This window comes from Acidobacteriota bacterium (assembly GCA_030697165.1).
GTDB lineage: Bacteria > Acidobacteriota > Vicinamibacteria > Vicinamibacterales > UBA2999 > 12-FULL-67-14b.
This window is the reverse complement of the sequence record JAUYQQ010000004.1, coordinates 213,965-236,019: the sequence shown is the minus strand read 5'-3', so window position 1 is coordinate 236,019 and position 22,055 is coordinate 213,965. Positions and strand designations below refer to the sequence as shown.

The 22,055-nt window shown below is 66.1% G+C and carries 33 protein-coding genes; all 33 read left to right on the top strand.

Going from position 1 to position 22,055, the window contains the following annotated elements; all coding sequences use genetic code 11:
* Positions 1-125 precede the first annotated feature (125 nt).
* The 33 genes from Q8T13_05005 to Q8T13_04845 all read left to right on the top strand — a co-directional run bounded on the left by Q8T13_05005 (position 126) and on the right by Q8T13_04845 (position 22,042).
* Positions 126-1,415 (top strand): DNA methyltransferase, encoded by a 1,290-nt coding sequence (locus Q8T13_05005; protein ID MDP3717113.1) that lies wholly within the window; start codon positions 126-128, stop codon positions 1,413-1,415.
* Positions 1,412-1,702, top strand: a complete 291-nt coding sequence (locus Q8T13_05000; GenBank protein ID MDP3717112.1) for a hypothetical protein — start codon at positions 1,412-1,414, stop codon at positions 1,700-1,702. Before Q8T13_05005 ends, Q8T13_05000 begins: the two co-directional genes overlap by 4 nt.
* Before the next feature lie 163 nt (positions 1,703-1,865).
* A complete protein-coding gene (locus Q8T13_04995) occupies positions 1,866-2,555 on the top strand; it encodes a hypothetical protein (GenBank protein MDP3717111.1) in 690 nt (229 codons plus the stop codon).
* Complete coding sequence (gene terL, locus Q8T13_04990) at positions 2,555-4,072, top strand: phage terminase large subunit (protein ID MDP3717110.1); 1,518 nt, start codon at positions 2,555-2,557, stop codon at positions 4,070-4,072. The genes Q8T13_04995 and terL overlap by 1 nt, the downstream gene beginning before the upstream one ends.
* Positions 4,072-5,472 carry a DUF4055 domain-containing protein gene (locus Q8T13_04985; protein ID MDP3717109.1) on the top strand — a complete coding sequence of 467 codons (1,401 nt, stop codon included), beginning with the start codon at positions 4,072-4,074 and terminating at the stop codon, positions 5,470-5,472. Before terL ends, Q8T13_04985 begins: the two co-directional genes overlap by 1 nt.
* The gene (locus Q8T13_04980) at positions 5,469-6,335 is read left to right on the top strand and encodes a phage minor head protein (protein ID MDP3717108.1); all 867 of its coding nucleotides are present in this window, start codon (positions 5,469-5,471) and stop codon (positions 6,333-6,335) included. Before Q8T13_04985 ends, Q8T13_04980 begins: the two co-directional genes overlap by 4 nt.
* 12 nt (positions 6,336-6,347) lie before the next feature.
* On the top strand, positions 6,348-6,599 hold the full coding sequence (locus tag Q8T13_04975; GenBank protein ID MDP3717107.1) for a hypothetical protein: 252 nt from the start codon (positions 6,348-6,350) through the stop codon (positions 6,597-6,599).
* A complete protein-coding gene (locus Q8T13_04970; protein ID MDP3717106.1) occupies positions 6,581-6,811 on the top strand; it encodes a hypothetical protein in 231 nt (76 codons plus the stop codon). Before Q8T13_04975 ends, Q8T13_04970 begins: the two co-directional genes overlap by 19 nt.
* Positions 6,811-7,263 carry a hypothetical protein gene (locus Q8T13_04965; GenBank protein MDP3717105.1) on the top strand — a complete coding sequence of 151 codons (453 nt, stop codon included), beginning with the start codon at positions 6,811-6,813 and terminating at the stop codon, positions 7,261-7,263. Before Q8T13_04970 ends, Q8T13_04965 begins: the two co-directional genes overlap by 1 nt.
* Before the next feature lie 143 nt (positions 7,264-7,406).
* Positions 7,407-7,709: a hypothetical protein gene (locus tag Q8T13_04960; GenBank protein ID MDP3717104.1), complete on the top strand. Its 303-nt coding sequence runs from the start codon at positions 7,407-7,409 to the stop codon at positions 7,707-7,709.
* A gap of 92 nt (positions 7,710-7,801) precedes the next feature.
* Positions 7,802-8,578, top strand: a complete 777-nt coding sequence (locus Q8T13_04955; protein MDP3717103.1) for a hypothetical protein — start codon at positions 7,802-7,804, stop codon at positions 8,576-8,578.
* Between the two features lie 125 nt (positions 8,579-8,703).
* Positions 8,704-9,888 (top strand): P22 phage major capsid protein family protein, encoded by a 1,185-nt coding sequence (locus tag Q8T13_04950; GenBank protein ID MDP3717102.1) that lies wholly within the window; start codon positions 8,704-8,706, stop codon positions 9,886-9,888.
* Positions 9,889-9,980: 92 nt separating this feature from the next.
* Entirely contained in the window at positions 9,981-10,187 is a 207-nt protein-coding gene (locus tag Q8T13_04945) for a hypothetical protein (protein MDP3717101.1), read from the top strand.
* Between the two features lie 54 nt (positions 10,188-10,241).
* A complete protein-coding gene (locus tag Q8T13_04940; protein ID MDP3717100.1) occupies positions 10,242-10,763 on the top strand; it encodes a hypothetical protein in 522 nt (173 codons plus the stop codon).
* Positions 10,764-10,769: 6 nt separating this feature from the next.
* Positions 10,770-11,285, top strand: a complete 516-nt coding sequence (locus tag Q8T13_04935) for a hypothetical protein (protein MDP3717099.1) — start codon at positions 10,770-10,772, stop codon at positions 11,283-11,285.
* Positions 11,286-11,642, top strand: a complete 357-nt coding sequence (locus tag Q8T13_04930; GenBank protein ID MDP3717098.1) for a hypothetical protein — start codon at positions 11,286-11,288, stop codon at positions 11,640-11,642.
* A complete protein-coding gene (locus Q8T13_04925; GenBank protein MDP3717097.1) occupies positions 11,639-12,037 on the top strand; it encodes a hypothetical protein in 399 nt (132 codons plus the stop codon). Before Q8T13_04930 ends, Q8T13_04925 begins: the two co-directional genes overlap by 4 nt.
* The gene (locus tag Q8T13_04920; protein ID MDP3717096.1) at positions 12,034-12,453 is read left to right on the top strand and encodes a minor capsid protein; all 420 of its coding nucleotides are present in this window, start codon (positions 12,034-12,036) and stop codon (positions 12,451-12,453) included. The genes Q8T13_04925 and Q8T13_04920 overlap by 4 nt, the downstream gene beginning before the upstream one ends.
* A complete protein-coding gene (locus Q8T13_04915) occupies positions 12,450-12,698 on the top strand; it encodes a hypothetical protein (protein MDP3717095.1) in 249 nt (82 codons plus the stop codon). The genes Q8T13_04920 and Q8T13_04915 overlap by 4 nt, the downstream gene beginning before the upstream one ends.
* Complete coding sequence (locus Q8T13_04910; protein ID MDP3717094.1) at positions 12,685-13,041, top strand: hypothetical protein; 357 nt, start codon at positions 12,685-12,687, stop codon at positions 13,039-13,041. Before Q8T13_04915 ends, Q8T13_04910 begins: the two co-directional genes overlap by 14 nt.
* Before the next feature lie 2 nt (positions 13,042-13,043).
* A complete protein-coding gene (locus Q8T13_04905; GenBank protein ID MDP3717093.1) occupies positions 13,044-13,775 on the top strand; it encodes a hypothetical protein in 732 nt (243 codons plus the stop codon).
* Positions 13,768-13,989, top strand: coding sequence for a hypothetical protein (locus tag Q8T13_04900; protein MDP3717092.1), 222 nt, complete (start codon positions 13,768-13,770; stop codon positions 13,987-13,989). The genes Q8T13_04905 and Q8T13_04900 overlap by 8 nt, the downstream gene beginning before the upstream one ends.
* Positions 13,990-14,181: 192 nt before the next feature.
* Positions 14,182-14,535 carry a hypothetical protein gene (locus tag Q8T13_04895; GenBank protein MDP3717091.1) on the top strand — a complete coding sequence of 118 codons (354 nt, stop codon included), beginning with the start codon at positions 14,182-14,184 and terminating at the stop codon, positions 14,533-14,535.
* Positions 14,536-14,632: 97 nt separating this feature from the next.
* Complete coding sequence (locus Q8T13_04890) at positions 14,633-15,064, top strand: hypothetical protein (protein ID MDP3717090.1); 432 nt, start codon at positions 14,633-14,635, stop codon at positions 15,062-15,064.
* The gene (locus Q8T13_04885; GenBank protein MDP3717089.1) at positions 15,064-15,363 is read left to right on the top strand and encodes a hypothetical protein; all 300 of its coding nucleotides are present in this window, start codon (positions 15,064-15,066) and stop codon (positions 15,361-15,363) included. The genes Q8T13_04890 and Q8T13_04885 overlap by 1 nt, the downstream gene beginning before the upstream one ends.
* 6 nt (positions 15,364-15,369) lie before the next feature.
* The gene (locus tag Q8T13_04880) at positions 15,370-17,688 is read left to right on the top strand and encodes a hypothetical protein (GenBank protein MDP3717088.1); all 2,319 of its coding nucleotides are present in this window, start codon (positions 15,370-15,372) and stop codon (positions 17,686-17,688) included.
* Positions 17,688-19,211: a hypothetical protein gene (locus Q8T13_04875; GenBank protein ID MDP3717087.1), complete on the top strand. Its 1,524-nt coding sequence runs from the start codon at positions 17,688-17,690 to the stop codon at positions 19,209-19,211. The genes Q8T13_04880 and Q8T13_04875 overlap by 1 nt, the downstream gene beginning before the upstream one ends.
* Positions 19,211-19,615: a hypothetical protein gene (locus Q8T13_04870; GenBank protein MDP3717086.1), complete on the top strand. Its 405-nt coding sequence runs from the start codon at positions 19,211-19,213 to the stop codon at positions 19,613-19,615. The genes Q8T13_04875 and Q8T13_04870 overlap by 1 nt, the downstream gene beginning before the upstream one ends.
* A gap of 4 nt (positions 19,616-19,619) precedes the next feature.
* Positions 19,620-19,898 (top strand): hypothetical protein, encoded by a 279-nt coding sequence (locus tag Q8T13_04865; GenBank protein MDP3717085.1) that lies wholly within the window; start codon positions 19,620-19,622, stop codon positions 19,896-19,898.
* Positions 19,899-20,258: a hypothetical protein gene (locus tag Q8T13_04860; GenBank protein MDP3717084.1), complete on the top strand. Its 360-nt coding sequence runs from the start codon at positions 19,899-19,901 to the stop codon at positions 20,256-20,258. It begins immediately after the preceding gene.
* Positions 20,259-20,261: 3 nt separating this feature from the next.
* Complete coding sequence (locus Q8T13_04855; GenBank protein MDP3717083.1) at positions 20,262-20,954, top strand: hypothetical protein; 693 nt, start codon at positions 20,262-20,264, stop codon at positions 20,952-20,954.
* Positions 20,955-20,966: 12 nt separating this feature from the next.
* Positions 20,967-21,443, top strand: coding sequence for a hypothetical protein (locus Q8T13_04850; protein ID MDP3717082.1), 477 nt, complete (start codon positions 20,967-20,969; stop codon positions 21,441-21,443).
* Between the two features lie 14 nt (positions 21,444-21,457).
* Positions 21,458-22,042: a PAS domain-containing protein gene (locus Q8T13_04845; GenBank protein MDP3717081.1), complete on the top strand. Its 585-nt coding sequence runs from the start codon at positions 21,458-21,460 to the stop codon at positions 22,040-22,042.
* Positions 22,043-22,055: the final 13 nt, after the last annotated feature.

Below are 22,055 nucleotides of genomic sequence, written 5' to 3'. Positions count from 1 at the left end.
CGGACCTGGAAGAGGGCGGTAACCCTCGACCAGGTCCTGAGCGACAACGAACGCTGGTATCAGCAGCGCCCATCCCCGCCTGGCAGAACCTTTCGGTTCTGGCCAGTGCGTCAGGTAGGCGCCGCATGGCGAAACAGGCAAAGACACGGACGAAAAGTGCAGAACCGCGCAACCTCGACGAACTCAAGTTCGACCCAAAGAATGCCCGGCGGCATCCGGAGCGGAACCTCGCGATGATCGAAGCCGCGCTCGCTGACGTCGGTGCCGCCAGGAGCATCGTGATTGATGAGGATGGCTGCGTCCTGGCTGGTGAGGGCGTGAGCCGCGCGGCCGGCCGGCTCGGGCTGACCAAGCTCCGGATTATCGACGTCGACGGCGATGAACTCGTGGCCGTCCGCCGGCGCGGGCTGACGCCTGATCAGAAGACCCGTCTATCGTTCTTCGACAACCGCGCCGGCGAGCTGGCGGAGTGGGACACGGCCTTGCTGCAGGAGTTTGTTTCACAGGGCGTTGACCTCTCAGCGCTCTGGACCGAGCGCGAGTTCGAGGAGCTGTTGCGCGCCTTACCGATGGCTGGCGGACGCACTGACCCCGACCAGGTGCCGGCGCCACGAAGCACGACCGTCCGCCTCGGCGACCTGTTTCAGCTCGGTTCGCACCGCCTCTTATGCGGCGACGCGACCAATCCATCGGCCGTGGCGGCGTTGCTCGATGGCGTGACGCCGGGCCTGATGGTCACTGACCCGCCCTATGGCGTCGAATACGACCCGAGCTGGCGCGCAAAGGCGGGGCTCAATAAGAACACGCAGAAACAGGGCACGGTCCTGAACGACGATCGCGCGGACTGGACCGAAGCCTGGCGGCTGTTTCCTGGCGATGCGTGCTACGTGTGGCACGCCGGCCTGAAGTCGTCGATCGTCGAGGGGTCGCTCCAACGGGCTGGGTTCACCTTGCGCGCGCAGATCATCTGGGCGAAGGACCGGCTCGCGCTGTCCCGCGGCGATTATCACTGGCAACACGAGCCCTGCTGGTACGGCGTCCGCGACGGCGAAACATCCCGGCGAACCTCGGACCGAACGCAAACCACCCTGTGGCGCGTTGCGGAGCCAGGCGTTGAGCCAGCCATCGGCGAGGCGACATCAACGGTATGGGAGATCGCCAGTCGCGAAGACGGCGGGCACGGCCACGGCACCCAGAAGCCGGTCGAGTGCATGGCGCGGCCTATCCGGAATCACCTACCGACGGACGTCTACGAGCCCTTCTCAGGATCGGGGTCCACCCTGATAGCCGGCGAACAACTGGGCCGCCGTATCTTCGCGAACGAATTGAATCCGACCTATGTGCAGGTCGCGATCGACCGCTGGGAGGCGTTTACAGGCGGCAGCGCCCGTCGCCTGCGCCGCAACGTCCTATGACTCCAATCATCCTGTTGAGCACGGCGGAGTTCGGCGAGCTGCTCGGAATGACCGCGCAGTTCGTCCGCGGAGAGATGCGCGATGGCCGCCTTCGGGCTGACTTCGAGATTGACCGCCCTGGCAAGGGCAAGATCTACAAATTCACGCCGACAACGTTCGTGAGGTATTGCCAGCAGTACTGTCCGCGAGCGCTGGAGCTGCCGCATATTCTGCGGCAGCTCGGACTCGCGAGGCGTCGCGACGACCCCAAGGAAGTGATGAAGACCCCATACAAGGCCACATCCTGAGCCGCAAGCAGCCGATACAGCGCGTTTAGAAGAATTCTCTACTCACGAGTCGCTGAGCTTTTACCCCATCCTCAACAGGTCGAGGGCGAGCGGAACGCCGTCGCACAGCCGTTTCCGCCGGCCGCGCATCCGGTCCCGCTCTCCTCGATTTCTCAACAATTCAATGGCTGAACACACGACCGTCCACGGACGGAACGGTAAAGGCGAGCCGATCTGCGCGGCTCGCCGGAAGTCTGGTGGCAAGTGCCAGACGACGAAACTCATGCGCGGTGGCCGCTGCCGTCTGCACGGTGGGAAGTCCCTGGCCGGCCTTGAAAGCCCGAGCCTGCGGCACGGCAAGTTCTCGAAGGACCTGCCGAAGGGCATCGGCATCTTGCACCGCTACGAAGCCGCCCTCGCCGACCCTGACCTGCTCAACCTGCGTTCGGAGCTCGCCCTGATGGATGCGCGCATCGCGGAGCTGCTGTCGCAACTCGATGGCGGCGCCGGCAAGAAGGCGTGGCGGGCCGCCGACGCGCACCTCGAGGCGGTCAGGGTCGCGCTCGACAAGAAGGACGGGCCCGCCGCGGCGGCCGGCCTCGTGAAGTTGAAGGAGACGCTGAGCAGCGGCCTGGCCGAGGCCTCGGTGTGGTCGGGGATTCACGACGCCTTCAACCTGAAGCGGAAGCTGCTCGACACCGAAACACGCCGCGAACGCACCCTGCATCAGAGCGTGGCCCTCGGCCAGGTGATGAACCTGGTGAACCTGATCGCCTCCTCCATCCACGCCAACATCACGGACCGGAAGGTCCTCGCGGCGATTCAAGGCGACATGCAGCGCGGGCTGAAGCTCGTGGGAGCGAGCACGGCGTGATGCCTCGCCGCGAATTCCTCGCCGGCGCCGCCGCCGCGTTCAGCGGGTTCGGGATACCGCGTCGGGTTTCTGGCTTCGAGCACGCGCTCGAGCGCTTTTCGGATCTCGTGCTGCCAGCCGAAGCGACCGGGCCGATGCTGACGATGCGGGACTTCTTCAGCGAGGCCTGGACCATCATCGAGCCTGGCACGCCGTTTGTGCCTGGGTATCACATCGACGCGATGTGTGAGCACGTCAGCGCCGTTGACGACGGCGAGATCCGAAACCTGTTCATCGCGATCGGTCCGCGCTACACCAAGAGCGTCACCTGCACCGTCATCTATCCGACCTGGTCGTGGACGCGCCGGCCTGGCAAGCGCTTCATGAGCGCTTCATATTCGGCGCCGCTGAGCACGGAACACGCGGTCCTGTCCCGTCGCATCATCGAAAGCAGCTGGTATCAGCAGCACTGGGGCGCGTCGGTCAGGCTGACCACCGACCAGAACATCAAGACGCACTACGAGAACACCGCCCGCGGCTACCGCATCTCGACGTCCGTGCACGGCACCTCGTTCGGCCGCGGCGGTGATGTGCTGATCGGGGACGACCTGCACAACGTCCAGGAGATCCACAGTAAGCCGACCCGAGAGGCCACCGTCGACTGGTATCGCAAGACCTGGCACAACCGCCTGAACGACTCGAAGAGCGGCTGCCGCATCCTGATTGGTCACCGCGGTCACATCAAGGACGTCGGCGGCTGGGCGATCGACAACGGCTATGTGCATCTCAAGTTGTCGACGGAATACGACCCGAAGAAGACCGTCGTGATGACGCCGATCGGCTGGAAGGACCCGCGCACCAGGGCGGGCGAGCTGCTCTGCCCGGCTCGCTTCGGTGAGGTCGAGAACGCGGCCGCCAAGAAAGACCTGGGCTCAGCCGACTATGCGGCGCTGCACGGCCAGGACCCCAGGCCGACCGGTGGCAAGTCCTTCAAGCGTGATTGGTTCCCGATCGTGGACGCCGCGCCGGCCGAGGCGACCCGGGCACGTGGGTGGGATGTGGCGGCCACCGAAGACGGCGGCGACTACACGGTCGGCACCAGGATGTCGCGCACGGCCGCCGGCATCTACTACGTCGAGCACGTCGTCCGCGGCCAGTGGTCGTCCGGCGTGGTGGACAGCACGATCAAGCAAACGGCCGACGCCGACGGCAAGGGCGTTCGCATCCGCGAAGAGCAAGAGCCGGGCAGCTCGGGCAAGACCGTCGTCAACGAGCGAAAGAAGAAGCTCGCCGGTTGGATCTACAGCGGTGATCGCGCGACGGGCGACAAGCCCACCAGGTGGAAGCCGTTCTCGGTGCAGGCCGAGGCGGGCAACGTGCGCCTGGTCAAGGGCGCGTGGAACGAGGACTGGCTCGATGAACTCTGCGACGTGCCCGATGCGGACCACGACGACCAGGCCGATTCGGCGGCCATCGCATTCAAGGAACTCACTGGTGGCATCGGCGGCGTGACCGTCGTCGATGTGGAGGAAGGTTAATGGCTGGAGTCGATACAACACATCCGCAGTACTCGGCGAGCCGCGAGCGCTGGCAGCGCTGCCGGGACCTGTTCGAGGGCACCGATGCCGTCAAGGGGGCTGGTGAGACCTACCTGCCGAAGCTGGCCGGTCAGAAGCCAGCCGCCTATGCGGCGTACAAGACGCGGGCCGTGTTCTACAACGGCTTCGCGCGCACGGTGCAGGGGCTGGTCGGGTCCGTGTTCCGTAAATCACCATCCGTTACGGTGCCGGAGGCGCTGCAGGCCTCGCTCCTTGATGTCACCCGTTCGGGCGTGCCGTTCGAAGCGCTGGCCATGCGCGTGCTCGAGGATGTGCTGACGGTCGGCCGCCGCGGCGTGCTCCTGGACCAGCCCGTCAATGCGCCGGCCAATGCCGCCCCGTACTGGGTGCTCTACGCCGAGGACCAGATCGTCAACTGGCGCACGACCGTCATCGACGGGCAGCGCCGGCTGTCGCTACTGGTACTGAAGGAACGCATCGAAGACGCGGCCGACGCCTTCGCCGTTTCCTACGTCGACCAGTATCGCGAGCTGCGCGTCGCAGACGGCATGGTCGTAGTGCAGCTCTATCGCAACGGGACGGGCGAGCACAAGGGCACGCTGGTCAAGCACGACCTGCCGATTGTCCTGACCCGCCGCGGCGAGAAGCTGACTGCCATCCCGTTCGTGTTCTTCTCGCCGACCGGTTTGGAGCCCGATGTCGTGAAGCCGCCGCTGCTCGACCTGGCGGACGTCAACCTGTCGCACTACCGCACGTCGGCCGACCTCGAACACGGGCGGCACTTCACTGGCTTGCCCCAGCCGTGGGTCGCTGGCGTGACGGGCGACGACAAGCTGCAGATCGGATCTTCAGTCGCGTGGAAGTTCAGCGACCCGAACGCGAAGGCGGGTTACCTCGAGTTCACCGGCCAGGGCCTGAAGGAGCTGCGCGAGGCGCTCGAGGAGAAGGCCACGCAGATGGCCATCCTCGGGGCCCGGATGCTCGAAGGCCAGAAGCCCGGCGTCGAGGCGGCCGAGACCGTGAAGCTGCGCCACGCCGGCGACAGTGCCACGCTCAAGTCGATCGCCATGGTCTGTTCGATGGGCCTGACCGAGTGCCTGCGCTGGCACGCCTGGTGGGCCGGCCAGGACGTCAAGGAAGGCGACGTCTCCTGCGAGTTGAACACCGACTTCTTCGGGCTGCGCTTGACCGCGGAAGAAGTGAAGACGCTCATGCTGGCTTGGCAGTCCAACGCCATCAGCTACGAGACGTTCTACGACCGGCTGACCGAAGGCGGTTGGTCTCGCCCGGGCATCAGTTCCAAGCAGGAGCTCGAGGACATCGCGATCGGCGACGACGCTACCGGCCCGCCGACGCTTCCTGAACCGGCCGTCGTATGAAGGACCCGGTCCACGTCATCGCCGATCGACTGGCCCCGCAAGTGCGGGCGCAGTTTCTCGCGGCCGTCAAGGTCCTGCGAGAGCGGCGCATTTCGCTCGACGCCCTGGCGGATGCGGTGGCTCGCGGCGGGGTGTCGGTGCGCCTGGACGAGGCGCTGGCGGCATGGCCCGAAGACTTGCGCGGCGCCGTGGCCATCATCAACCAGGTATTCGCGCAGGCGGGTGAGCAGGCGGAGCAGGAACTTCAGCAACGGTTCAGGGTGCAGGCCCGGTTCGACGTCGTGAATCCGCGCGCGGTGGACGCGGCTGCCCGATACACCGCCACCCTGGTGCGCGAGGTCACCGACCAGACGCAGCAGGCGATCAGGTCGGTTATCTCGAGCGCCATCTCGAACGGGATGGCGCCGCGCGAAGCCGCGCATCTGATTCGTTCGGTGGTCGGCCTGACGTCCAGACAAGGCATGGCGGTCGTGAACTACCGGTCATCGCTCATCGATGCCGGCGCGTCGGCCGACCAGGTCGCCAAGGCCGCGGACCGCTACGCCGCGAAGCTCCTTCGCCAGCGGGCGCTCACGATTGCGCGGACCGAAACCATTCGCGCCGGCAACCTCGGGCGGCAGACCACCTGGCAGGAAGCGCGCGAGGCCGGCTATCTCCCCGACGGCGCCAGCAAGCGCTGGGTGGTGACAGAGGATGACCGGCTCTGCCCCGTGTGCGAACCGCTCGACGGCGAGGAAACGACGCTCGACGGGCTGTTCTCGACACCCGTCGGCACATTTAGCGGCCCGCCGCTGCACCCCAATTGTCGGTGCACCACCACGCTTGTGATACCCCGCCCGGCTCGAAGTGCCGCGGCTGCGTAACTGGAGGAATGGATGTTTGAGCGAATCCGAACGGCACTCGAACGGCGCCGCGCCGCGGCTGAAGACGCCAAGCGAAAACAGGAGGTGACCGACAAGTGGCGCAACCTGAACGCGGGCGAGCAGCTCGTGGTCTTCGCGCAGATCCTGAAGTCATCGCCGGAGCTGCGGGCGCTGTTTCGTGACGCGCTGAACGTCAAGGGTCGCGAGGAGCTGAGCGCGCCTGGTGTGCGCATGCGGCCCGAACTGTGGACGCCGAGAAAGTGATGCAGCCGGCCGACCGCGACCTGCACGTCTTCAAGATCGCCGCCGGCGTTGGGCGCGCACGTCCACAGTTCTTTGACCAAGTGGTCGGCGTGACCCGGTCGCCGAGTTCGCAGGACGGCGTCGACGAGGTCGTGCTCCAGTTCGCCGCAGGCGGCCGCGTGCTCGTCCTGACCGATCGGCCGGTGGTCTGGATCGAACCGGAGCGGCACTGATGATCACCGCACACTTCGTCAACGTGCCCTGCCGCTGCGGCGCGAAGCACCGGTTGCCGGTGGACCCGACCGGACGCATCCAGTATCTGTGCCCCAGTCGGCGCTCGGTGTTCACGCTGAACCTGAACCTCCTGCAGTTTCAGCGGTTGCTTCTGGCCAGGCCCACCGATGCTGGCGTGGCCGACGAGGGCGTGTGCATCGTTCACAAGGCCGCGGCCGCGGTGCACGACCGCCAGCACTGCGAGGATTGCGGCTTCTTGATCGCCAGCTATCGATCGCGACTGCGCATGGACCGCACGATGTTCGGGAAGCAAGCGCGCACGGGTGACTTCTGGCCTGCCGGCGCGCTGGTCGGGCAGACGCCGGTCTGGGGACTCTACCTGGCGCAGATGCCGATGAGCGAAGGCCGCGAGGTGCGGTGCTTCATGCAATCGGCATTGCGCGCCCAGTGATGTATGGCGCCCGGTCTGTGTCGCGGCTGCCGGAAACGCCCCGCGAAGTTTCGCGTGAAGGGCGGTCGCGTCAAGGCCGACCGAGACCACGACCTGTGTTTTCAATGCACCCGCGCCCAGAAGGACCGGGACCGTCCACGCCGATGGCTCGCGAACCGATCCGAGACCGCGAACGAGTAACGCCCGCGACGGTGCTCCGCCAACGCGAAGCGCTCGAGCAGCTGCTGCTCGCCGTGTCGCACCAGGTCGACGCCTTGCTCGAGCACGAGGGCGTCAGCATCCGCAGCTCTGCGAGGCGCTCAGGGCTCGCGCCGATGACGATGACCACCCTGTTGGCGGCCCGCCGCGATCTTCGCCTGTCGACCATCGTGGATGCCGTGGTGGCTATGGGCGGGCGTGTCGAGATCCGCATCTGCGCTAACGAACTAGGCCAATCTGAGCCGTAGCCTCGAAACTCTGGCAGGCTGTCACCGTTCACACAATTTGACGGGCTCGATCGCGGCGGCGTGATGCTGCGCGCTCTACCCCGGGAGGCGAGATGCCACTTAAGAAAGTTCTAGCGAGCAAGGCCGAGCTCGATGCGTTGCCAGAGGCCACGCGCGGGCTCTACGTCGAGAAGGACGGGAAGTTCATCCTCGACCTGGACGGCGACGACGATGTCACCGGCTTGAAGGGCGCGCTCGACAAGGAACGCGAGAACGGCAAGAAGCTCGCGAAGGAACTCCAGCAACTGCGCACTGACCTCGCCGGGACCGACCCCGTCAAGGCCAAGGCCGCCATCAAGCGGCTGCAGGAGCTCGAGGACAAGGAACTGATCGAGGCGGGCGAAGTCGAGAAGCTGGTGACCAAGCGGGTCGCCGCGCTCGAAGCCGACAAGAACGCCGAGATCGAACGACTGAAGGGCGAACTGGGCGGCCGCGATGCGCGGCTGAGCGAGCTGCTGATTGATAACCAGCTGCGCCAGGTCGCCACCAAGGTCAAGGTCCGCGACACCGCCGTCGATGACTTCATCGCCCGCGGCCAGCGGCTCTACAAGTTGAAGGACGGCAAGGCCGTCCCGATGAACGGCGAGGAAATCGCCTACAGCAAGAAGAAGGCGAACGAGCCCATGCCTATGGAGGAATGGGCCGCCGACCTGGTCGCCAACGCGCCACACCTGTTCGAAGGGTCCGGCGGTGGGGGCAGCCAGCAAAGCGCGGGCGGCGGAGGCAAGGCCTTCACCATCACCCGCGAGGAAGCTCGCGACTCTGGCAAGTATCGCCAGATGAAGGATGAGGCCGCGAGGGCCGGGCAAGACCTGCAGATCGTCGGGTAATTCCCGGCGGTCGGCAGACAATTAGACCCACGCACGCAGCTGCAGGGCGGGATGCCTTTCAGTCGACCGGGATGGTCGCGTGACTTCGGTCACAGCGCTATTTCGTTTCCACTGAAGGAGAATCCATGGGTAACACCCTGTCCGCGTACGATCCCATCTTTTACGCCAACGAAGCTCAGATTGCGCTCGAGAAGGCGCTCGGCATGGCCGGTCGCGTCTATCGCGGGTACGACGACGAGAAGACCTCGCGCGAGAAGGGCTCGGTCATCACCGTCAAGGTGCCCGGCACGTTCACCGCGCAGGATGCGCCGTCGGCCGCGCAGGACGTCACGGCGTCCTCGATCACGATGAGCCTCGACTACCACAAGGAAGTCAAGTTCGCGCTCACCGACAAGGAACTCTCCTACACCAGCCAGCAGATCATCGCGGATCACATCGTGCCCGCCAGCTATGCGCTGGCCGACAAGATCGACCAGATCCTCGCGGGCCTGGTGACCGGCATCCCGTGGTACACCGACTTCACGGCGCCGGCGGCCGTGGCGGACATCACCGCCGCGCGCAAGATCATGTTCGACAACAAGGTGAACCTGAAGGACGAGTCCAAGCTGCACTGCATGGTCTCGGGCCAGATCGAATCCGAGTTGCTGAACCTCTCGGCGTTCACGCAGCACCAGGGTGCCGGCGACGCCGGGGCCGCGGCGCAGATGAGCGGCTACCTGGGCAAGAAGTTCGGCTTCAACTTCTTCGCCAACCAGAACGCGCCGGCGCTGACCTCGGCGACCGTCGCCGACCTGGCGGGTGCGATCAACAACGGTGCTGGCTACGCGGCCGGCATCAAGTCGATCGCGGTCACCGGCATGACCACCGCCGCGCAGTTCCGTGCGGGCGACATGGTCCTCATCACCGGCCACACGCAGCAGTACGTGCTGACCGCCGATGTGCTGCTCTCCGGCGGTGCCGGCACGCTGTCGATCTACGGCAGCCCGAACGTCCAGGGCGGCGGCCTTGAGTCCGCGGTGGTCGACACGCAGGTGGTCACCATCGTGCTCAACGGCGGCTCGGGCGCCACGAAGACCAACAGCATCATGTTCCACGAGGGCTTCGCGGCCTTGGCGATGGCCAAGCTGCCGGATTTCTTCGACGGGAATGGCGTGAAGGTCTTCGCGATGCCCGTGGATCCGAAGTCGCGCATCTCGGTGCGCGCCCGCACCTGGTCCGACCCGAACAACAGCAAGTTCTACGTCGCCCTGGACGCCCTCTTCGGCGTCAAGGTCCTCGACGGGAACAAAGCTGTGCGCATGCGCGACTAGTTCGCGCATCCCCAACCGACCGTTTCCGCTGACGCGCGCCGGCTCCTCACGAACGAGGGCCGGCGCGTCCCAGCCGCCACGAGGAGACCTGTATGGACCCGATTCGCAATCCCGACCAGTTCGTCCGCATCAAGGACGCCAAGAACCCTGGCGGCTCGCTCGTGCTCGCACGACGCGACTTCGTCGAGGGCGAACACGAGCTCTTCGACGCAGCCGACGCGCCGACTGGCGAAGCCTCGGAACCCAAGGCCCCGAAGACGCCGAAGGAACCCAAGGCCCCGAAGACGCCGAAGGCCTAGCAGCCACCGTTCACCGGTTACTCGTCCACCACGATTCTCAGGAAGGTAAGGGCTATGCGTCGATCCTCATTCGCAGTTGTCGCAGCCATCGTGCTCGCGATCGTCGTGTCGTTCACGGTGTCGAGCTCCACGGTGGAGCGTCAGATCATCGGTCAGCTGGTCTGGACGACCGGCACCACCGCGCCGTCGGCCACGCAGGTGCCGGCGCCGAGCACGGGCAGTCTCTACACCCGCACCGACACCGGCCAGGTCTACATCTACAACGGCTCGGCCTGGATCACGTACGGCGCGCTGGGCACCGCGCAGGGCCTGAAGGTGGCCGTCGGCACCATCACGCTGGACGGCACGAACCCCAGTTCGGCGACGACTGGGCTCGCCGCGATTACCGGGTGCGCGATCGTGGACAAACGAAGCGACACGCCCGGGGATGACCCGAGCTTCTTCACGACCATCACCGCAGCCTCGGCGGGCCGGCTCGATGTCTATGCGTGGAAGAACACCTCCGGCACCGACCCGACGCTCGTCGCCTCGACTGACGCTGACGACCTGGTCGACTACGTCTGCATCGGCACCTAGACCCCGATGGCTCTGGTCCTCGTCGCCACGCCCGGCGCCGCCAACGCGAACAGCTACTGCACGCTCGCGGAGGCGAACACGTATCACGAGTCGCACCCCTATGCCTCGGCATGGACCGGTGCGGCGACGGACGATGCGCGCAACCGGGCGTTGGCGACGGCGACACGGCTCCTCGACGAGCACATCGAATGGGACGGCGCCGCGGCCGACAGCGTTCAGGCGCTGTGCTGGCCCCGGCTGGGGATGCTCGATCGCAACGAGAACACGATCGGCAGCACCACCATTCCCCAGGCACTGAAGAACGCGACGGCGGAACTGGCGCGACAGCTCATCGCCGGCGATCGCACCGCCGACAGCGACATCGAGACGCAGGGCATCAGCAGCCTGACGGCCGGGCCCATCTCGCTGGCCTTCCGTCCTGGCGTCACCGCGAAGGTGCTCCCGGACGCGGCCTGGTCGATGGTCAAGCTGTGGGGCTCGCTGCTTAGCCGCAGCAACACGATTCCCTTGGAGCGGGTGTAGATGGGCCTCGCCAACATCATTCGGAGCGGCGTCGCGGTTGCTGACCGGCTGACCGCTGACCTGCAGGTCGACGTCACGCATCGAACGGTCGGCGCCGCGGACGGCGACGGCAAGCCGGCCACGGGTTCGACGACCACGCGCTCGGCCATCGTGACCTACGAGACCAAGCCCGTGAAGATGCTCGACGGCCGCGAGGCGCTGAGCCAGGCGCAGGTGGTGTTCCTGAGCGACGTCGCTGTCGCGATGGAAGACGTGCTCACGTTGCCGGGTGGCGTTACCGGGCCGATCTTGAAGGTTAGCCGGCCGGCCGATTCCGCTGGCACGGGTGGGTTCTTGACCCAAGTGTGGCTCGGATGAGCGGGTTCTCTCTCGAATGGTCGGGGCTTGATGAGTTCGTCGCAGCCGTGCGCGGCATTCCGTCCGTCGCGCTGAACGCCGCCGGCGGATCGCTCTACCGCGAGGGCGAAGACGTGATGACCGAGTCGAAGGAACTGGTGCCGGTTGACATGGGGCCCCTGCGCGACTCCGGCCATGTGGAGCTGCCGATGTTCGAACCCGGTGAAGTATCGGTCACCCTCGGCTATGGCGGAGCAGCCCAGGACTATGCAGTCGCGCAGCACGAAGACCAATCGTTGAACCACCCGAACGGTGGCGAAGCAAAGTTCTTGGAGACGCCGCTCCTGCGCCGAGCCGATGGCATGGCTGAGCGGATCGGCGCGGACATCGCGCACGCGATCGGAGCGCAACAGTGACGCTCGAGGAGCTGGCCACCCACCTGGCCGCGGCGCCGCAGGGGTTGGGCCTGACGATCGGCACCAACCTGTATCGCGGCCCGCTGCCTGACGCGACGGGGAGTGAGCCGGCGGTGGGCCTGGTACCACGCATCGGGGGCCGAGCGTCCGAACAGGAGTTCGGCGCCGCCGACCTGGCGTTCGAGTGGCCGCGGCTTCGCGTGGTGGTGCGTGGAGCCCGGCAGGACCCGGCGCCGGCGCGCGCGAAGGCTGAAGCGATTTACAAGGTGCTCGGCAAGGTCCAGGCACAAGCGCTCAGCGGGACGTTCTACCACGGCATCAAGTGCTTCCCGGTGGCCTTCGATCGGAGCGATGCGAACGACCGGCCAATCTACGTGTTCGACATCGAGGTCGAGAAGGAAGTGAGCGCGGCATGACCGCCGATGAACGCCAGGCGGCCCTGACGCTCCTTGAGGCGGCGCAGCGCCAGATCGACGCGGCCCGAACGCTACTCGGTGGCCGGCCGGTGGCCGGCGCCAGCAGCCAGGCGCCATCAGGTCGCAACGTGCAGACCGGCGACGGCAAGTGCCCCGAGTGCAAGGAGAAGGCCGGGAAGGTGAAGAGCTCGATCGGCAAAGACGCCAAGGATCTCTGTGGAGCGTGTGGTTATGAGTATCCGTAACGGAGCGAAGCGCGCAGCCGGCCAAGTGGCGACCTTCACCAAGGGCGCCGGCTACGTGGCCACCGTGCGCCTCAGCACGAAGGACAACCAGACGCTGGCATCGCCGGGCGATCCCTGCGGCCAAGTGCCAGACAGTTCGCTGCCACACCTGGTCGCGCACGATCCGCCACAGATTGTGGCGGCCAAGACCTGGAACGCGCTGTCGGCGCCGCAGGCTGGCTGGCTGATCGATCGCGCGGGTCGGAATCAACCAATCGCGACGGCGACTGACCTTGACGTCATCACGCGCACCTGGCTGGCGAAATCCGGTTTCTCGGTGCCTGAACCCGAGACGGGAGTCTAGCGATGGCCAAATACGGCGGCAAGGACGTCCCGTTCATCCTGGTCGATGGCTTCAACCTGCTCGCGTCGAAGGTGTTCGACGTCAACGTGCCGGAGCCAGAGGCCGTGCTCGAGGAGACGACCGGCGTCGGTGACAGCTGGCTAGAACACCTGCCCGTCGGCCTGCGCAAGGCGACGATGTCGCAGAACGGACTGTTCGACGACGCCGCGGACGGCCAGAACGCAGCGTTCAACGAACAGCAGGCGACGTCGCGCATTGTGTGCACCGGTGTCGAGGGCAACACGATCGGCAAGCGCTTCACCGGGCTGCAGGGCGCGTTCGGCGCGAAGTACACGCGCGCCGGCAGCCGCGGCGGCCTTCACAAGGCCTCGGTGGTCTACACCTTGACCGGCCAGGTGGACGAGGGGGTCATCCTCCAGCACCTGACCGCGAAGACAGCCGACTGGGACACCGAAGGCGCCGATTCGGTCGACAACGGCGCTTCGTCGGCCAACGGTTTGGTGGGCTACCAGCACGTGACGGCGCTTAGCGGGTTCAGCGGATTCGTCGGCAAGATTCGACACTCGGCCGACGATGTGACCTACGCCGACCTGATCACGTTCGCGAACGTGACGGCCGCGCCGGCGAAGGAGCGGGCGACGGCCGCCGGCACCGTGAACCGGCACCTGGCGTACAAGGGCGACGTGACCGGATCGGGGTCGCTGACGCCCATGTGTGGAGCGGCGCGTGGATAGCCCCCATGGCTTGAACGTGGACGCACTACCCGCCGACCTGGCCACGTTCACGGCTCAGGCCGAGGCCATGGAGCGCCTCGCGGTGGCTGGTCTGCGGGTGGCGCCAGAGCGGTTGAACGCACGCGAGAAAGTGTTTGCCGCTGCGCTTCAGCGGCACGCCAAGGGCCTGAAGGTCGCGGCGGCCGCTTGGCAGATAGAGATCGCCGCGAAGTAGTCGGTTCGTTGATTTCGTTCGTTCCGGAGCCCGCTCGAGGTCCGCTGCATCCTGCAGCTTCCACCTCAGTAGCCGCCTGACGGGACCGCGCTCAGTAGTGAGCGCTTTCCATAAGGGGGCATCGTGGCCAAGTACGGAGCAAATTCACTCGTTTTCGAATTCGACGCAACGCCGGGCGGGGCCCTGCAGGACATGACCCCACACACGCTCGACATCGGTGGCGTCGAGATTGAAGCCATCCTTGAGGAGTCGCACGCCTTCGGTGTGTCCTGGGTGGCGTCGCTGGCGGTCGGTCTTCGGAAGATGAACGACCTGACGGTCGGCGGCTTCTATGACGACACGGCCAGCACCGGCCCCAACGCCGTGTACAACGACGTCGCGGACGGCCCGAGCGACAGCACCCGCACGGCGAAGACCACCTGGGGCGGCACGAAGACCACCTCCGTGGAAACCTGGATCAAGAAGTTCTCCCGCATCGCCGCGCGCGGCCAAATCACGAAGTACGCGACGTTGCTCGCCCCCACCGGGACGGTCACCGAAGCCTAACGCGCTCTCCCGCCTCAGTGGCGGGATTCCCCCGGCGGCGCGCGCACGCGTGACCCCGCCGCCGGTTGTGCATCACGCAAACGACGAGGAGTGAACCGTGTCCGAACCTTCAGCAGCGACCTTCAAGGTCATCAGCATCACCACCGAAGCCGGTGTCGAGCTCGCCAATGTGCGCGCCGTTACCGGCCCCGACGTCATTACCGTCAAGCGCCTGGGCTGGCGCCGCCTCGAGGAAGCCGAGAAGGCCAACACGAAGGCGGCGATAGCCCACGTGCGTGAACTTGGCGGCATGGCCGTGGTGAAGGAGATCCGCGAGGCCGGCGGCCGGCCTGCAATCGAGGCAGCCGCGAAGGCCGACCCCCTGGTGTCCTACGACATCGGCGTGCTGCTCACGATCGGCGTGACCAGCTTGGATAGCGAGGGGATCGACGAACTCGAACCGGCCACGGCGAAGGCCGTGGCGCGCGAGGTGTTGCGCTTGTCGAACCCGTCGTTGTTCGAGTCGGAGGACGAAAGAAAAAACGCCTAATGCGGTTCCACCGCTTCCTGGAGGGACGCAAGTCCCTGATGCCACAGGAATGGGTGGTAAGCCGCATAGCCGAAGAGTTTCACCTTCCGCCCAGCCTCGCAGTGCGCGAACTGCGGCGGCACCGGGACCTTGTGCTGCGGGTGATGGAGCTGCGTGCGTATGCCGACGCCTTCCACCTTGTACGGGATTCGAAGGGCGAGGACAGCCTCCCGCCCGAAGGGGCGAACCCGATGGTCGACCTTGTGTTTGAACTGCAACTGCGAGCCATGCGCTCGCGAGGTGGACGCAACCGCGACTAGCAACCGATGAACTACACCCTAACCGCCCTCTTGAAGGCGATCGACCAGATGTCGCCAGTTGTTGTGCAGATCGCTGCCAACGTGGCCAAAGGTTCGTCGCAGATGGAAAAATCGTTCAAGAGCGTTCAGGGAGGTATCGACGCTCTAAAGGGTGCCATGGCCGCACTTGGCATTGCGGCCCTGATCACCAAGTTCACCGAGTTCACCGGCAAGCTGACCGACATGTCGGCCAAGACCGGCATCAGCACCACCGGCCTGCAGGTACTGCAGATGCACTTCGATCAGGCCGGCGTCTCGATCGACACGGTCACCGCGGCCGTCGGGCAGATGTCGCGCAAGTTGGTCGGCGGAGACGAGGGCGCCGTGAAGGCCCTCCAAACGCTTGGCCTCAAGGCCGACGAGCTCGTGAAGATGGAGCCGGACAAGGCCTTCATCAAGATCGGCGACGCGGTCGCGGGTATCAAAAACCCGATGGAGCGGTCCGCGATCGCGATGGAGGTCTTCGGCAAGGGCGGCATCGAAGTGCTCGCCGGCCTCGACGGCAAACTCGGCGAAACCACGGAATCGTTCAAGAAGATGGGTCTCGTCCTCGACGAAGACCTGGTCGCCGCCGGCGACGAGTTCGGCGACACGCTGACGGTGCTCGAGACGGCGGGCATGGCGCTCATTGCGCAGGTCCTGAAGCCGATGCTGCCCGCCCTGACGTATCTCGCCGGCGCCGTCAGCGATCTCGCGCGCACTGGCCTGCCGGCGCTCCAGGGTGGCTTCGAGACCCTCATCCAGTGGGGCATGCAGGCGCAGAAGTGGATATACGACTTCCTGGGCGGCGTCGCGGATGCGGCGACGAAGGTCCCTGTCCTTGGTAAGCACCTCGGGATTGCCGGTGACGCCGCCAAGTTCTTCGAGGAGAAGTCGCAGGGCATGGCCGACACCATCAAGGCGATGAATGTCGAGATGCCCAAGCAGGAGGCCGTGCTCCGCAAACTGCCACCGGTGATGGGCCAGTACGGCGATGCGACCGGCAAGGCAAAGAAAGAGGTCGCAGAGCTCGACCCGCAGATCGATCGACTGACGAAGTCGCTGGAGGATCAGATCAAGCGCTACCAGGAGCTGAAGCAGACGGTTGGTCAGGTCGCGGCCACGCCCGATTGGTTCAAGTTGACGAAAGCGTCCCTCGTCGAAGGGCAACCGATCATGACGCGCGCCATTCAGGACACCGCGAAGATGCAGGACGAAGCGCAGAAGTGGGCCGAAACGAACGGCGCCCTGCTCGCGCCATCGATCAAGAACGTCAGCACGCAACTCGCGGACGCCGGCACGAAGGGCGTGAGCCTGTTCCAGAGCGCGATCGCCGGATTGCCACAAGCCATCATGTCGGCCATTCAGGGCGGCGGCAGTGTGATCGGCGCCGCCGGCGCGGCGATCGGCACGAACTTGATGACGAAGTTCTCCGAGAAGTTCGGGCCCGCGATCAAGGCGGCGTTGCCGTTTGGCATAGGCGAAGCGGTGACAGCGCTGCTGCCATCATTGGGCGCCCTGTTCGGACCGGTGGCCGAACGGATCGGCGGGTTCTTCAGGAGCATCTTTGGCGGACCGTCCGCTGAGGAGCTGCGCGGCCGCCAGGCGGTCGCGGACTTCGAGGGCCAGCTGCACTCCTTGCTCACGCAGACGCAGCGCAATGAAGCCGGGAACGAGTCCTGGAAGATGACGGTGATCGCCATTCGCGACGCCTACATTGCCGCCGGGCACAGCGAGGACGAGGCTTTGGCGGCCGCGGAACGGTTATGGCAGTCGAGCAAGAAGGGCGCGGGAGAGACCGAGGCCGCGATCGCTGCGATCAAGGCCATCATGGACGGCACGGCCACGACGAGCACCACCGCGGCGGGCACGGTCGACGCCAGCCTGGATGCCGTCGAACGCGCAGCTCGCGATTCGGCCAGCGCGGTCGGCGGCGTGGTCGGTCAGCTTGATGGAGTCAATCGCGCCCTCGACAGTATGAACCGGGAGGTTCGCACCAGGGTCATCACCGAACACATCGACATCTACACCGAGGACCGCGGCGGCGACGGCTCCGCCACATTTGCGGTCGGCACCAAGGGCGCGTCGGGCGATTGGTTCCAGAATTTCGGCGCCGGTACGCGCGCGACTCTGCACGGTCGTGAGGCCGTCGTGCGAGAAGACCAGGCCGCGGCCTTCGCCGCGGAGCACGGCGCCGGCGGCGGCGACTCGGCCGCTCTGGATCGGATCGAACGCCTACTCAGTGACCAGCCTCGCGCGTTAGCACTGGCCATGCAGAACGCGCTCGCGCTCGGAGGTCGAGGCTAATGGGCGTCGCCTTCTCGATGCGCCTCCTGACGGAATTGTCCGGCGTCTGGACTGACTTTAGTGACGATCTGGACGCGGCCGGCTCAGCGTTGAATCTCGAATACGGCATCGACGGCAACGGTCCCGAGGATCTGGTCGCCGGGTCCGGTGTGCTCGCGTACTTACTGAAGAACCACGCGCGAAACTCGCTCGGCCTTCAGGGCGCGTACTCGCCGCTTCACGCGAACAAGAGGGCCGGGTGGGGCTTCGGCGACCAGGTGAAGGCGATCTTCAATTACTCGGCGGTCGACTACACAAAGTTCCGCGGCAAGGTCCGCGTCATTGATCCGGAATCCGGGCGGTATCGATCGCAGCGGGTCAAGGTCGTGGCGTACGACCATCAGCACGACCTGATCGAAACCGACGTCCGCGAGATGGCCGTGCAGGTCAACAAGACCGAGGCGGAGTCGATCGAGGCGGTCCTCGACGCGATCCCCGCCGAGGCGCAACCGCCGGCGCGCGACATCGACGCCGGCGTCGACGTGTATCCGTACTCGGCCGACGACATCCGGGGCGGCGTGAAGGCGGCGACGTTGATCAAGGACTACGTGGTCAGCGCGCAGGGCCTGCAGGCGACGCGCGGCGACGGCACGTTTATCTACCGCACGCGCCACGCCCGCGCGCTCGCGGTGTCGCAGGGGACGTTCAACGAGACGATGGTCCGGCTGGAGGTGCCCTCGTCGCTTGAGGGCGCCTTCAACCTGGTGCGCGCGACGATCCGCCCGAAGACGGTCGATCCGTCGCCGACCACCGTCCTCTGGGCGCAGACCGGCGGGGCGCCAGAAATGGCGCCGGGCGAAACGGTGACGATCTGGGGCAACTACAGCGACCCGGCCGACCCGCAAGTGCGGATCGGCGGCGTCGACCCAATTGAGGCACTCGTCGCCGGCACCGACTACTCCGCGAACAGCGCGGCCAATGGGTCGGGAGCGGACCTGACGTCTAGCCTGTCCGTCGTCTGCGAAGCGTTTGGCACGACGGCGAAGTTCGTCGTGACCAACGTCGGCGCCGCGGCGTTGTTCCGGACGTCCCTGCAGGTGCGCGGCCGCGGCGTGTACGACCTTGGGGCGCAGACGATCCAGTCGTACGAGGCCGAGGACTACGGCGTTCGTCCCTACGACATCGAACTCCGCTATCAGGACGATGCCGTCGTGGCGCAGGGCCTGGCCGACTACGTCCGGACCACGCGGCAGACGCTCGCCGGTCAAATCCGCTCGATGTCGTTCCTCGCGAACGAGTCTGACTACCTGATGTTGCAGGCACTCAACCGCGAGATCGGCGATCGGATCACGGTCACCGAGACGATGACTGGCTTGACGCTGGTCGACGCGTTCATTCAGAAGGTCAAGTTTGAGGTGTCGACCGGGCCGCGGCTCGTCTGCACGTGGGGCCTCGCGCCGGCGGCGGCCGGGTCTCTGAAGATTCTCGACAACGCCGTGACCGGCGTTCTGGACGCGGCCGCCTGCCGCTTGGGGTACGCATAGTGGGACGCATTCGCGGCGCGAGCCGACTGCACAACGTCAAAACGCCGGAGGAATTGGCGGCCAAGCACGAGGCCGAGATTCGCGCCCGCGCCGATCTCGGCCTGCTCGACGTGGCCATTCCGTTCGTCGCGTCGACGCTTGTGCACGCCCGCGTCGACGGCGGCGAATGGCTGATCGATTGCGAGTGCGGGGCCGGCAACGCCGTCGAGCCAGGTTGGCCGGAGGCCCGCTGCTTCGCGTGTGGAGCGGTTCACACGGTCGTCGCGATACCTGACGAAGAAACGCGCCTGAACATCGAGCACGTCCTCTCGTGCCGGCCGCTCGCAAGGAACCGCTGGTGGCGGCATGGCGAGGACCTCGTCGGGCTCGCCATCGAAAACGCCGAACACGGAGTGAGGTTCTAACGTCATGGCCTGGACCTCGCCAAAAACCTACATCGCCGGGTCGGTGCACACCGCCGCCGAACTGAACACCTACGAGCGCGACAACTTCATCGCGGTTCGCGCGGGTGGCATTGCGATCTCGGGCCAGGCCGCGAACGGCGTTCCGTACGCGACCAGCACGACGCAATTCGGAATACTCGCGGCCGGCGCCAACGGCGCCGTGCTGACGTCCAAGGGGTCCGGCGCGGCGCCGGCGTGGGGGCCATCCCCGATTGCGGTGGCGATTGTGTTCGGCGGAGGTTAAATGGCGGCTCCCAATATCGCAGCGATCGCAACAGTCACCGGCAAGAGCTACGGCTGCGCGGTTGGCACATCGCGCACCGATCTTGTGCCCGCGGTCGCCACCGGCCACGTCGTGAAGGTGAACGTCATCAACCTGGCGAACGTCGACGGCTCGGTTCCGGTTGACGGTACCGTTGAGTGGTACGACGCCTCGACCACCACCTACTTCAAGCTGGGCCAAACGCTCTCGATTCCCGCGGACGGTTCGGTCGCGCCAAAAGAGTGGTGCCCCCTCTACCTCGAGGAAGGCGACAAGCTCACGGTGCTGGCGTCGGCCGCCGGCGATTTAGAAGGCTTCGCCAGCGGCGAGGACATGAGCTAGGCCATGTCAGGGTGGAATGGCGGCGTGATCGGTGCGACTCGCACCCCGACGATTCTGGCGGCGTCCGGCGTGTGGGCGATGAACCTTCTAGCGAACGCGCAACGCGCCGGAATTTGGCCGCGTCAACGCGACGTGGTGGCGTTCGACGCCGTCACCACCGGCGGGTCGTCGTTTTCTCACACGGTGGGGAGCGGCAACAATCGCAAGCTGCTGGTGTGTACTTGGGCCGACTCCAGCGGCGTTACGTACAACGGCGTCGCAATGACCAAGGTCGCCCAGGTGCAACAGGGCTCGGGCATGTGCTCGATCTGGGAGTTGACGGCGCCTCCGGTCGGAACCTACACCGTGGCCACGGCGGGAGGCGGCGGCTACACCATCGCGGCCTCCTACAGGGGCGTGTTGCAGTCGCCCATCTCGCTGTTCGCCACGAATAGCAACGTAGCGTCGGCCACGGCGCCCGTCACTTTTACCACCACGGTGGACGGCTGTTGGGCCGTGCAGTACACGGTGGTCAACGGGTCGGTCACGTCGTGGTCGGCCGGAGCAACACAGATCGCCACGTACGGCGGCGTGACGGCAGCGGCCGACACCGACTCGCCGAAAACGCCGGCCGGTTCGCTGACGATCACGGCGAATCTCAGCGGCGTCACGAACTGGGGCGCCGTGATGGTGGCCCTTGAACCCGCATTCCTGTAGAGGATTGGAAAATTGGATCACTACTTCAACGAACGGGCTCCGGGCCAAACGCCCGACGCGCTCCCGTTCCGGATTCGGCTCTCGAACGGGCTAACCCGCACCGACCCGACAACTTTCACCGCCGAGGAGATCGCCGACGCCGGATACGTGCTCGCGCCGGAGAGGCCGGAGCCGGACCCGGGCCGTCGGGTCGTGTGGGACTCCGGGGTGTGGACCCAGGTGCCTCTCCCGGTGCCGACCCTTCGTAGCCTCTCGCGGTTCGAGTTCATGGGCCTACTCACGCCGCAGGAACGGATCGCGCTGCGCCAGCGCGCGGCCGCCGGCGACGTCGTCCTGGCCGACGCGCTCGAGATGCTCGGGCTTGCGGCTCACGTCGAGGTCGGCCACCCGCTGGTCACACAAATGCTCGGCTACGTGCAATCGATCGGCGTGATGTCGGCCGAACGGCGCGAAGCGTTCGTCGCGGCGATGGACGCCGCGGCGAAGTAAGGGACGGATCAAAAATGGAACCGTCACTCCAAGTCGTCGGCCAATGGCTCGCTGCCTTCACGGCCGCCGTGGGCTTCTTGCGGTGGGCGAAGGTGAAGGCCTTCGACCCGGCCCGGAAGATGCTGCAGCGATTGGGCTCGGCTCTCGACCTAGTTGAGCGCGAGCTCGGTAACGGCGGCAAGTCGATGAAGGACAAGGTGACGCGCATCGACCGCATGACGGCGCGCGTCGATGCACGGCAGATCGCCCTGATGGCGGCCTTGCCTGAGCCGATGTTCTGGACCGACCCCAAGGGCGAGTTCGAGATGGTCAACCGCGCGATGGAAGACCTGACCGGGTTCTCCCGGGCGCACCTCATGGGCATGGAGTGGGTGAGTGCCGTGCACTCGCTCGACCAGGTCCGCGTCGTCAAGGAGTGGCAGGGACCGGATGATGGCGCCGTCAAGCACCAGCGCGCCTGGTTGACCAGCTGCCGGCTGCTGACGCCGTCCGGGCGCATTCTGCTGGTCCGCATCGAAGCGCACCCTATCCGCGAGTCGTTCGGAGATCACCTATTGGTCGGGTGGCACGGCGTGCTGACGGCGGAGGACCGCGCGTGACGCCCGCCGTGCA

Bases quoted from the DNA above. Each gene is read 5' to 3' on its own strand.
- Q8T13_04955 (MDP3717103.1), top strand. From the start codon at position 7,802: ATGCCACTTAAGAAAGTTCTAGCGAGCAAGGCCGAGCTCGATGCGTTG.
- Q8T13_04930 (MDP3717098.1), top strand. From the start codon at position 11,286: ATGGGCCTCGCCAACATCATTCGGAGCGGCGTCGCGGTTGCTGACCGG.
- Q8T13_04905 (MDP3717093.1), top strand. From the start codon at position 13,044: ATGGCCAAATACGGCGGCAAGGACGTCCCGTTCATCCTGGTCGATGGC.
- Q8T13_04915 (MDP3717095.1), top strand. From the start codon at position 12,450: ATGACCGCCGATGAACGCCAGGCGGCCCTGACGCTCCTTGAGGCGGCG.
- Q8T13_04845 (MDP3717081.1), top strand. From the start codon at position 21,458: ATGGAACCGTCACTCCAAGTCGTCGGCCAATGGCTCGCTGCCTTCACG.
- Q8T13_04950 (MDP3717102.1), top strand. From the start codon at position 8,704: ATGGGTAACACCCTGTCCGCGTACGATCCCATCTTTTACGCCAACGAA.
- Q8T13_04985 (MDP3717109.1), top strand. From the start codon at position 4,072: ATGGCTGGAGTCGATACAACACATCCGCAGTACTCGGCGAGCCGCGAG.
- Q8T13_04925 (MDP3717097.1), top strand. From the start codon at position 11,639: ATGAGCGGGTTCTCTCTCGAATGGTCGGGGCTTGATGAGTTCGTCGCA.
- Q8T13_04940 (MDP3717100.1), top strand. From the start codon at position 10,242: ATGCGTCGATCCTCATTCGCAGTTGTCGCAGCCATCGTGCTCGCGATC.
- Q8T13_04960 (MDP3717104.1), top strand. From the start codon at position 7,407: ATGGCTCGCGAACCGATCCGAGACCGCGAACGAGTAACGCCCGCGACG.
- Q8T13_04975 (MDP3717107.1), top strand. From the start codon at position 6,348: ATGTTTGAGCGAATCCGAACGGCACTCGAACGGCGCCGCGCCGCGGCT.
- Q8T13_04875 (MDP3717087.1), top strand. From the start codon at position 17,688: ATGGGCGTCGCCTTCTCGATGCGCCTCCTGACGGAATTGTCCGGCGTC.
- Q8T13_04995 (MDP3717111.1), top strand. From the start codon at position 1,866: ATGGCTGAACACACGACCGTCCACGGACGGAACGGTAAAGGCGAGCCG.
- Q8T13_04965 (MDP3717105.1), top strand. From the start codon at position 6,811: ATGATCACCGCACACTTCGTCAACGTGCCCTGCCGCTGCGGCGCGAAG.
- Q8T13_04910 (MDP3717094.1), top strand. From the start codon at position 12,685: ATGAGTATCCGTAACGGAGCGAAGCGCGCAGCCGGCCAAGTGGCGACC.
- Q8T13_04880 (MDP3717088.1), top strand. From the start codon at position 15,370: ATGAACTACACCCTAACCGCCCTCTTGAAGGCGATCGACCAGATGTCG.
- Q8T13_04935 (MDP3717099.1), top strand. From the start codon at position 10,770: ATGGCTCTGGTCCTCGTCGCCACGCCCGGCGCCGCCAACGCGAACAGC.
- Q8T13_04945 (MDP3717101.1), top strand. From the start codon at position 9,981: ATGGACCCGATTCGCAATCCCGACCAGTTCGTCCGCATCAAGGACGCC.
- Q8T13_04855 (MDP3717083.1), top strand. From the start codon at position 20,262: ATGTCAGGGTGGAATGGCGGCGTGATCGGTGCGACTCGCACCCCGACG.
- Q8T13_04980 (MDP3717108.1), top strand. From the start codon at position 5,469: ATGAAGGACCCGGTCCACGTCATCGCCGATCGACTGGCCCCGCAAGTG.
- Q8T13_05005 (MDP3717113.1), top strand. From the start codon at position 126: ATGGCGAAACAGGCAAAGACACGGACGAAAAGTGCAGAACCGCGCAAC.
- terL (MDP3717110.1), top strand. From the start codon at position 2,555: ATGCCTCGCCGCGAATTCCTCGCCGGCGCCGCCGCCGCGTTCAGCGGG.
- Q8T13_04885 (MDP3717089.1), top strand. From the start codon at position 15,064: ATGCGGTTCCACCGCTTCCTGGAGGGACGCAAGTCCCTGATGCCACAG.
- Q8T13_04865 (MDP3717085.1), top strand. From the start codon at position 19,620: ATGGCCTGGACCTCGCCAAAAACCTACATCGCCGGGTCGGTGCACACC.
- Q8T13_04895 (MDP3717091.1), top strand. From the start codon at position 14,182: ATGACCCCACACACGCTCGACATCGGTGGCGTCGAGATTGAAGCCATC.
- Q8T13_05000 (MDP3717112.1), top strand. From the start codon at position 1,412: ATGACTCCAATCATCCTGTTGAGCACGGCGGAGTTCGGCGAGCTGCTC.
- Q8T13_04860 (MDP3717084.1), top strand. From the start codon at position 19,899: ATGGCGGCTCCCAATATCGCAGCGATCGCAACAGTCACCGGCAAGAGC.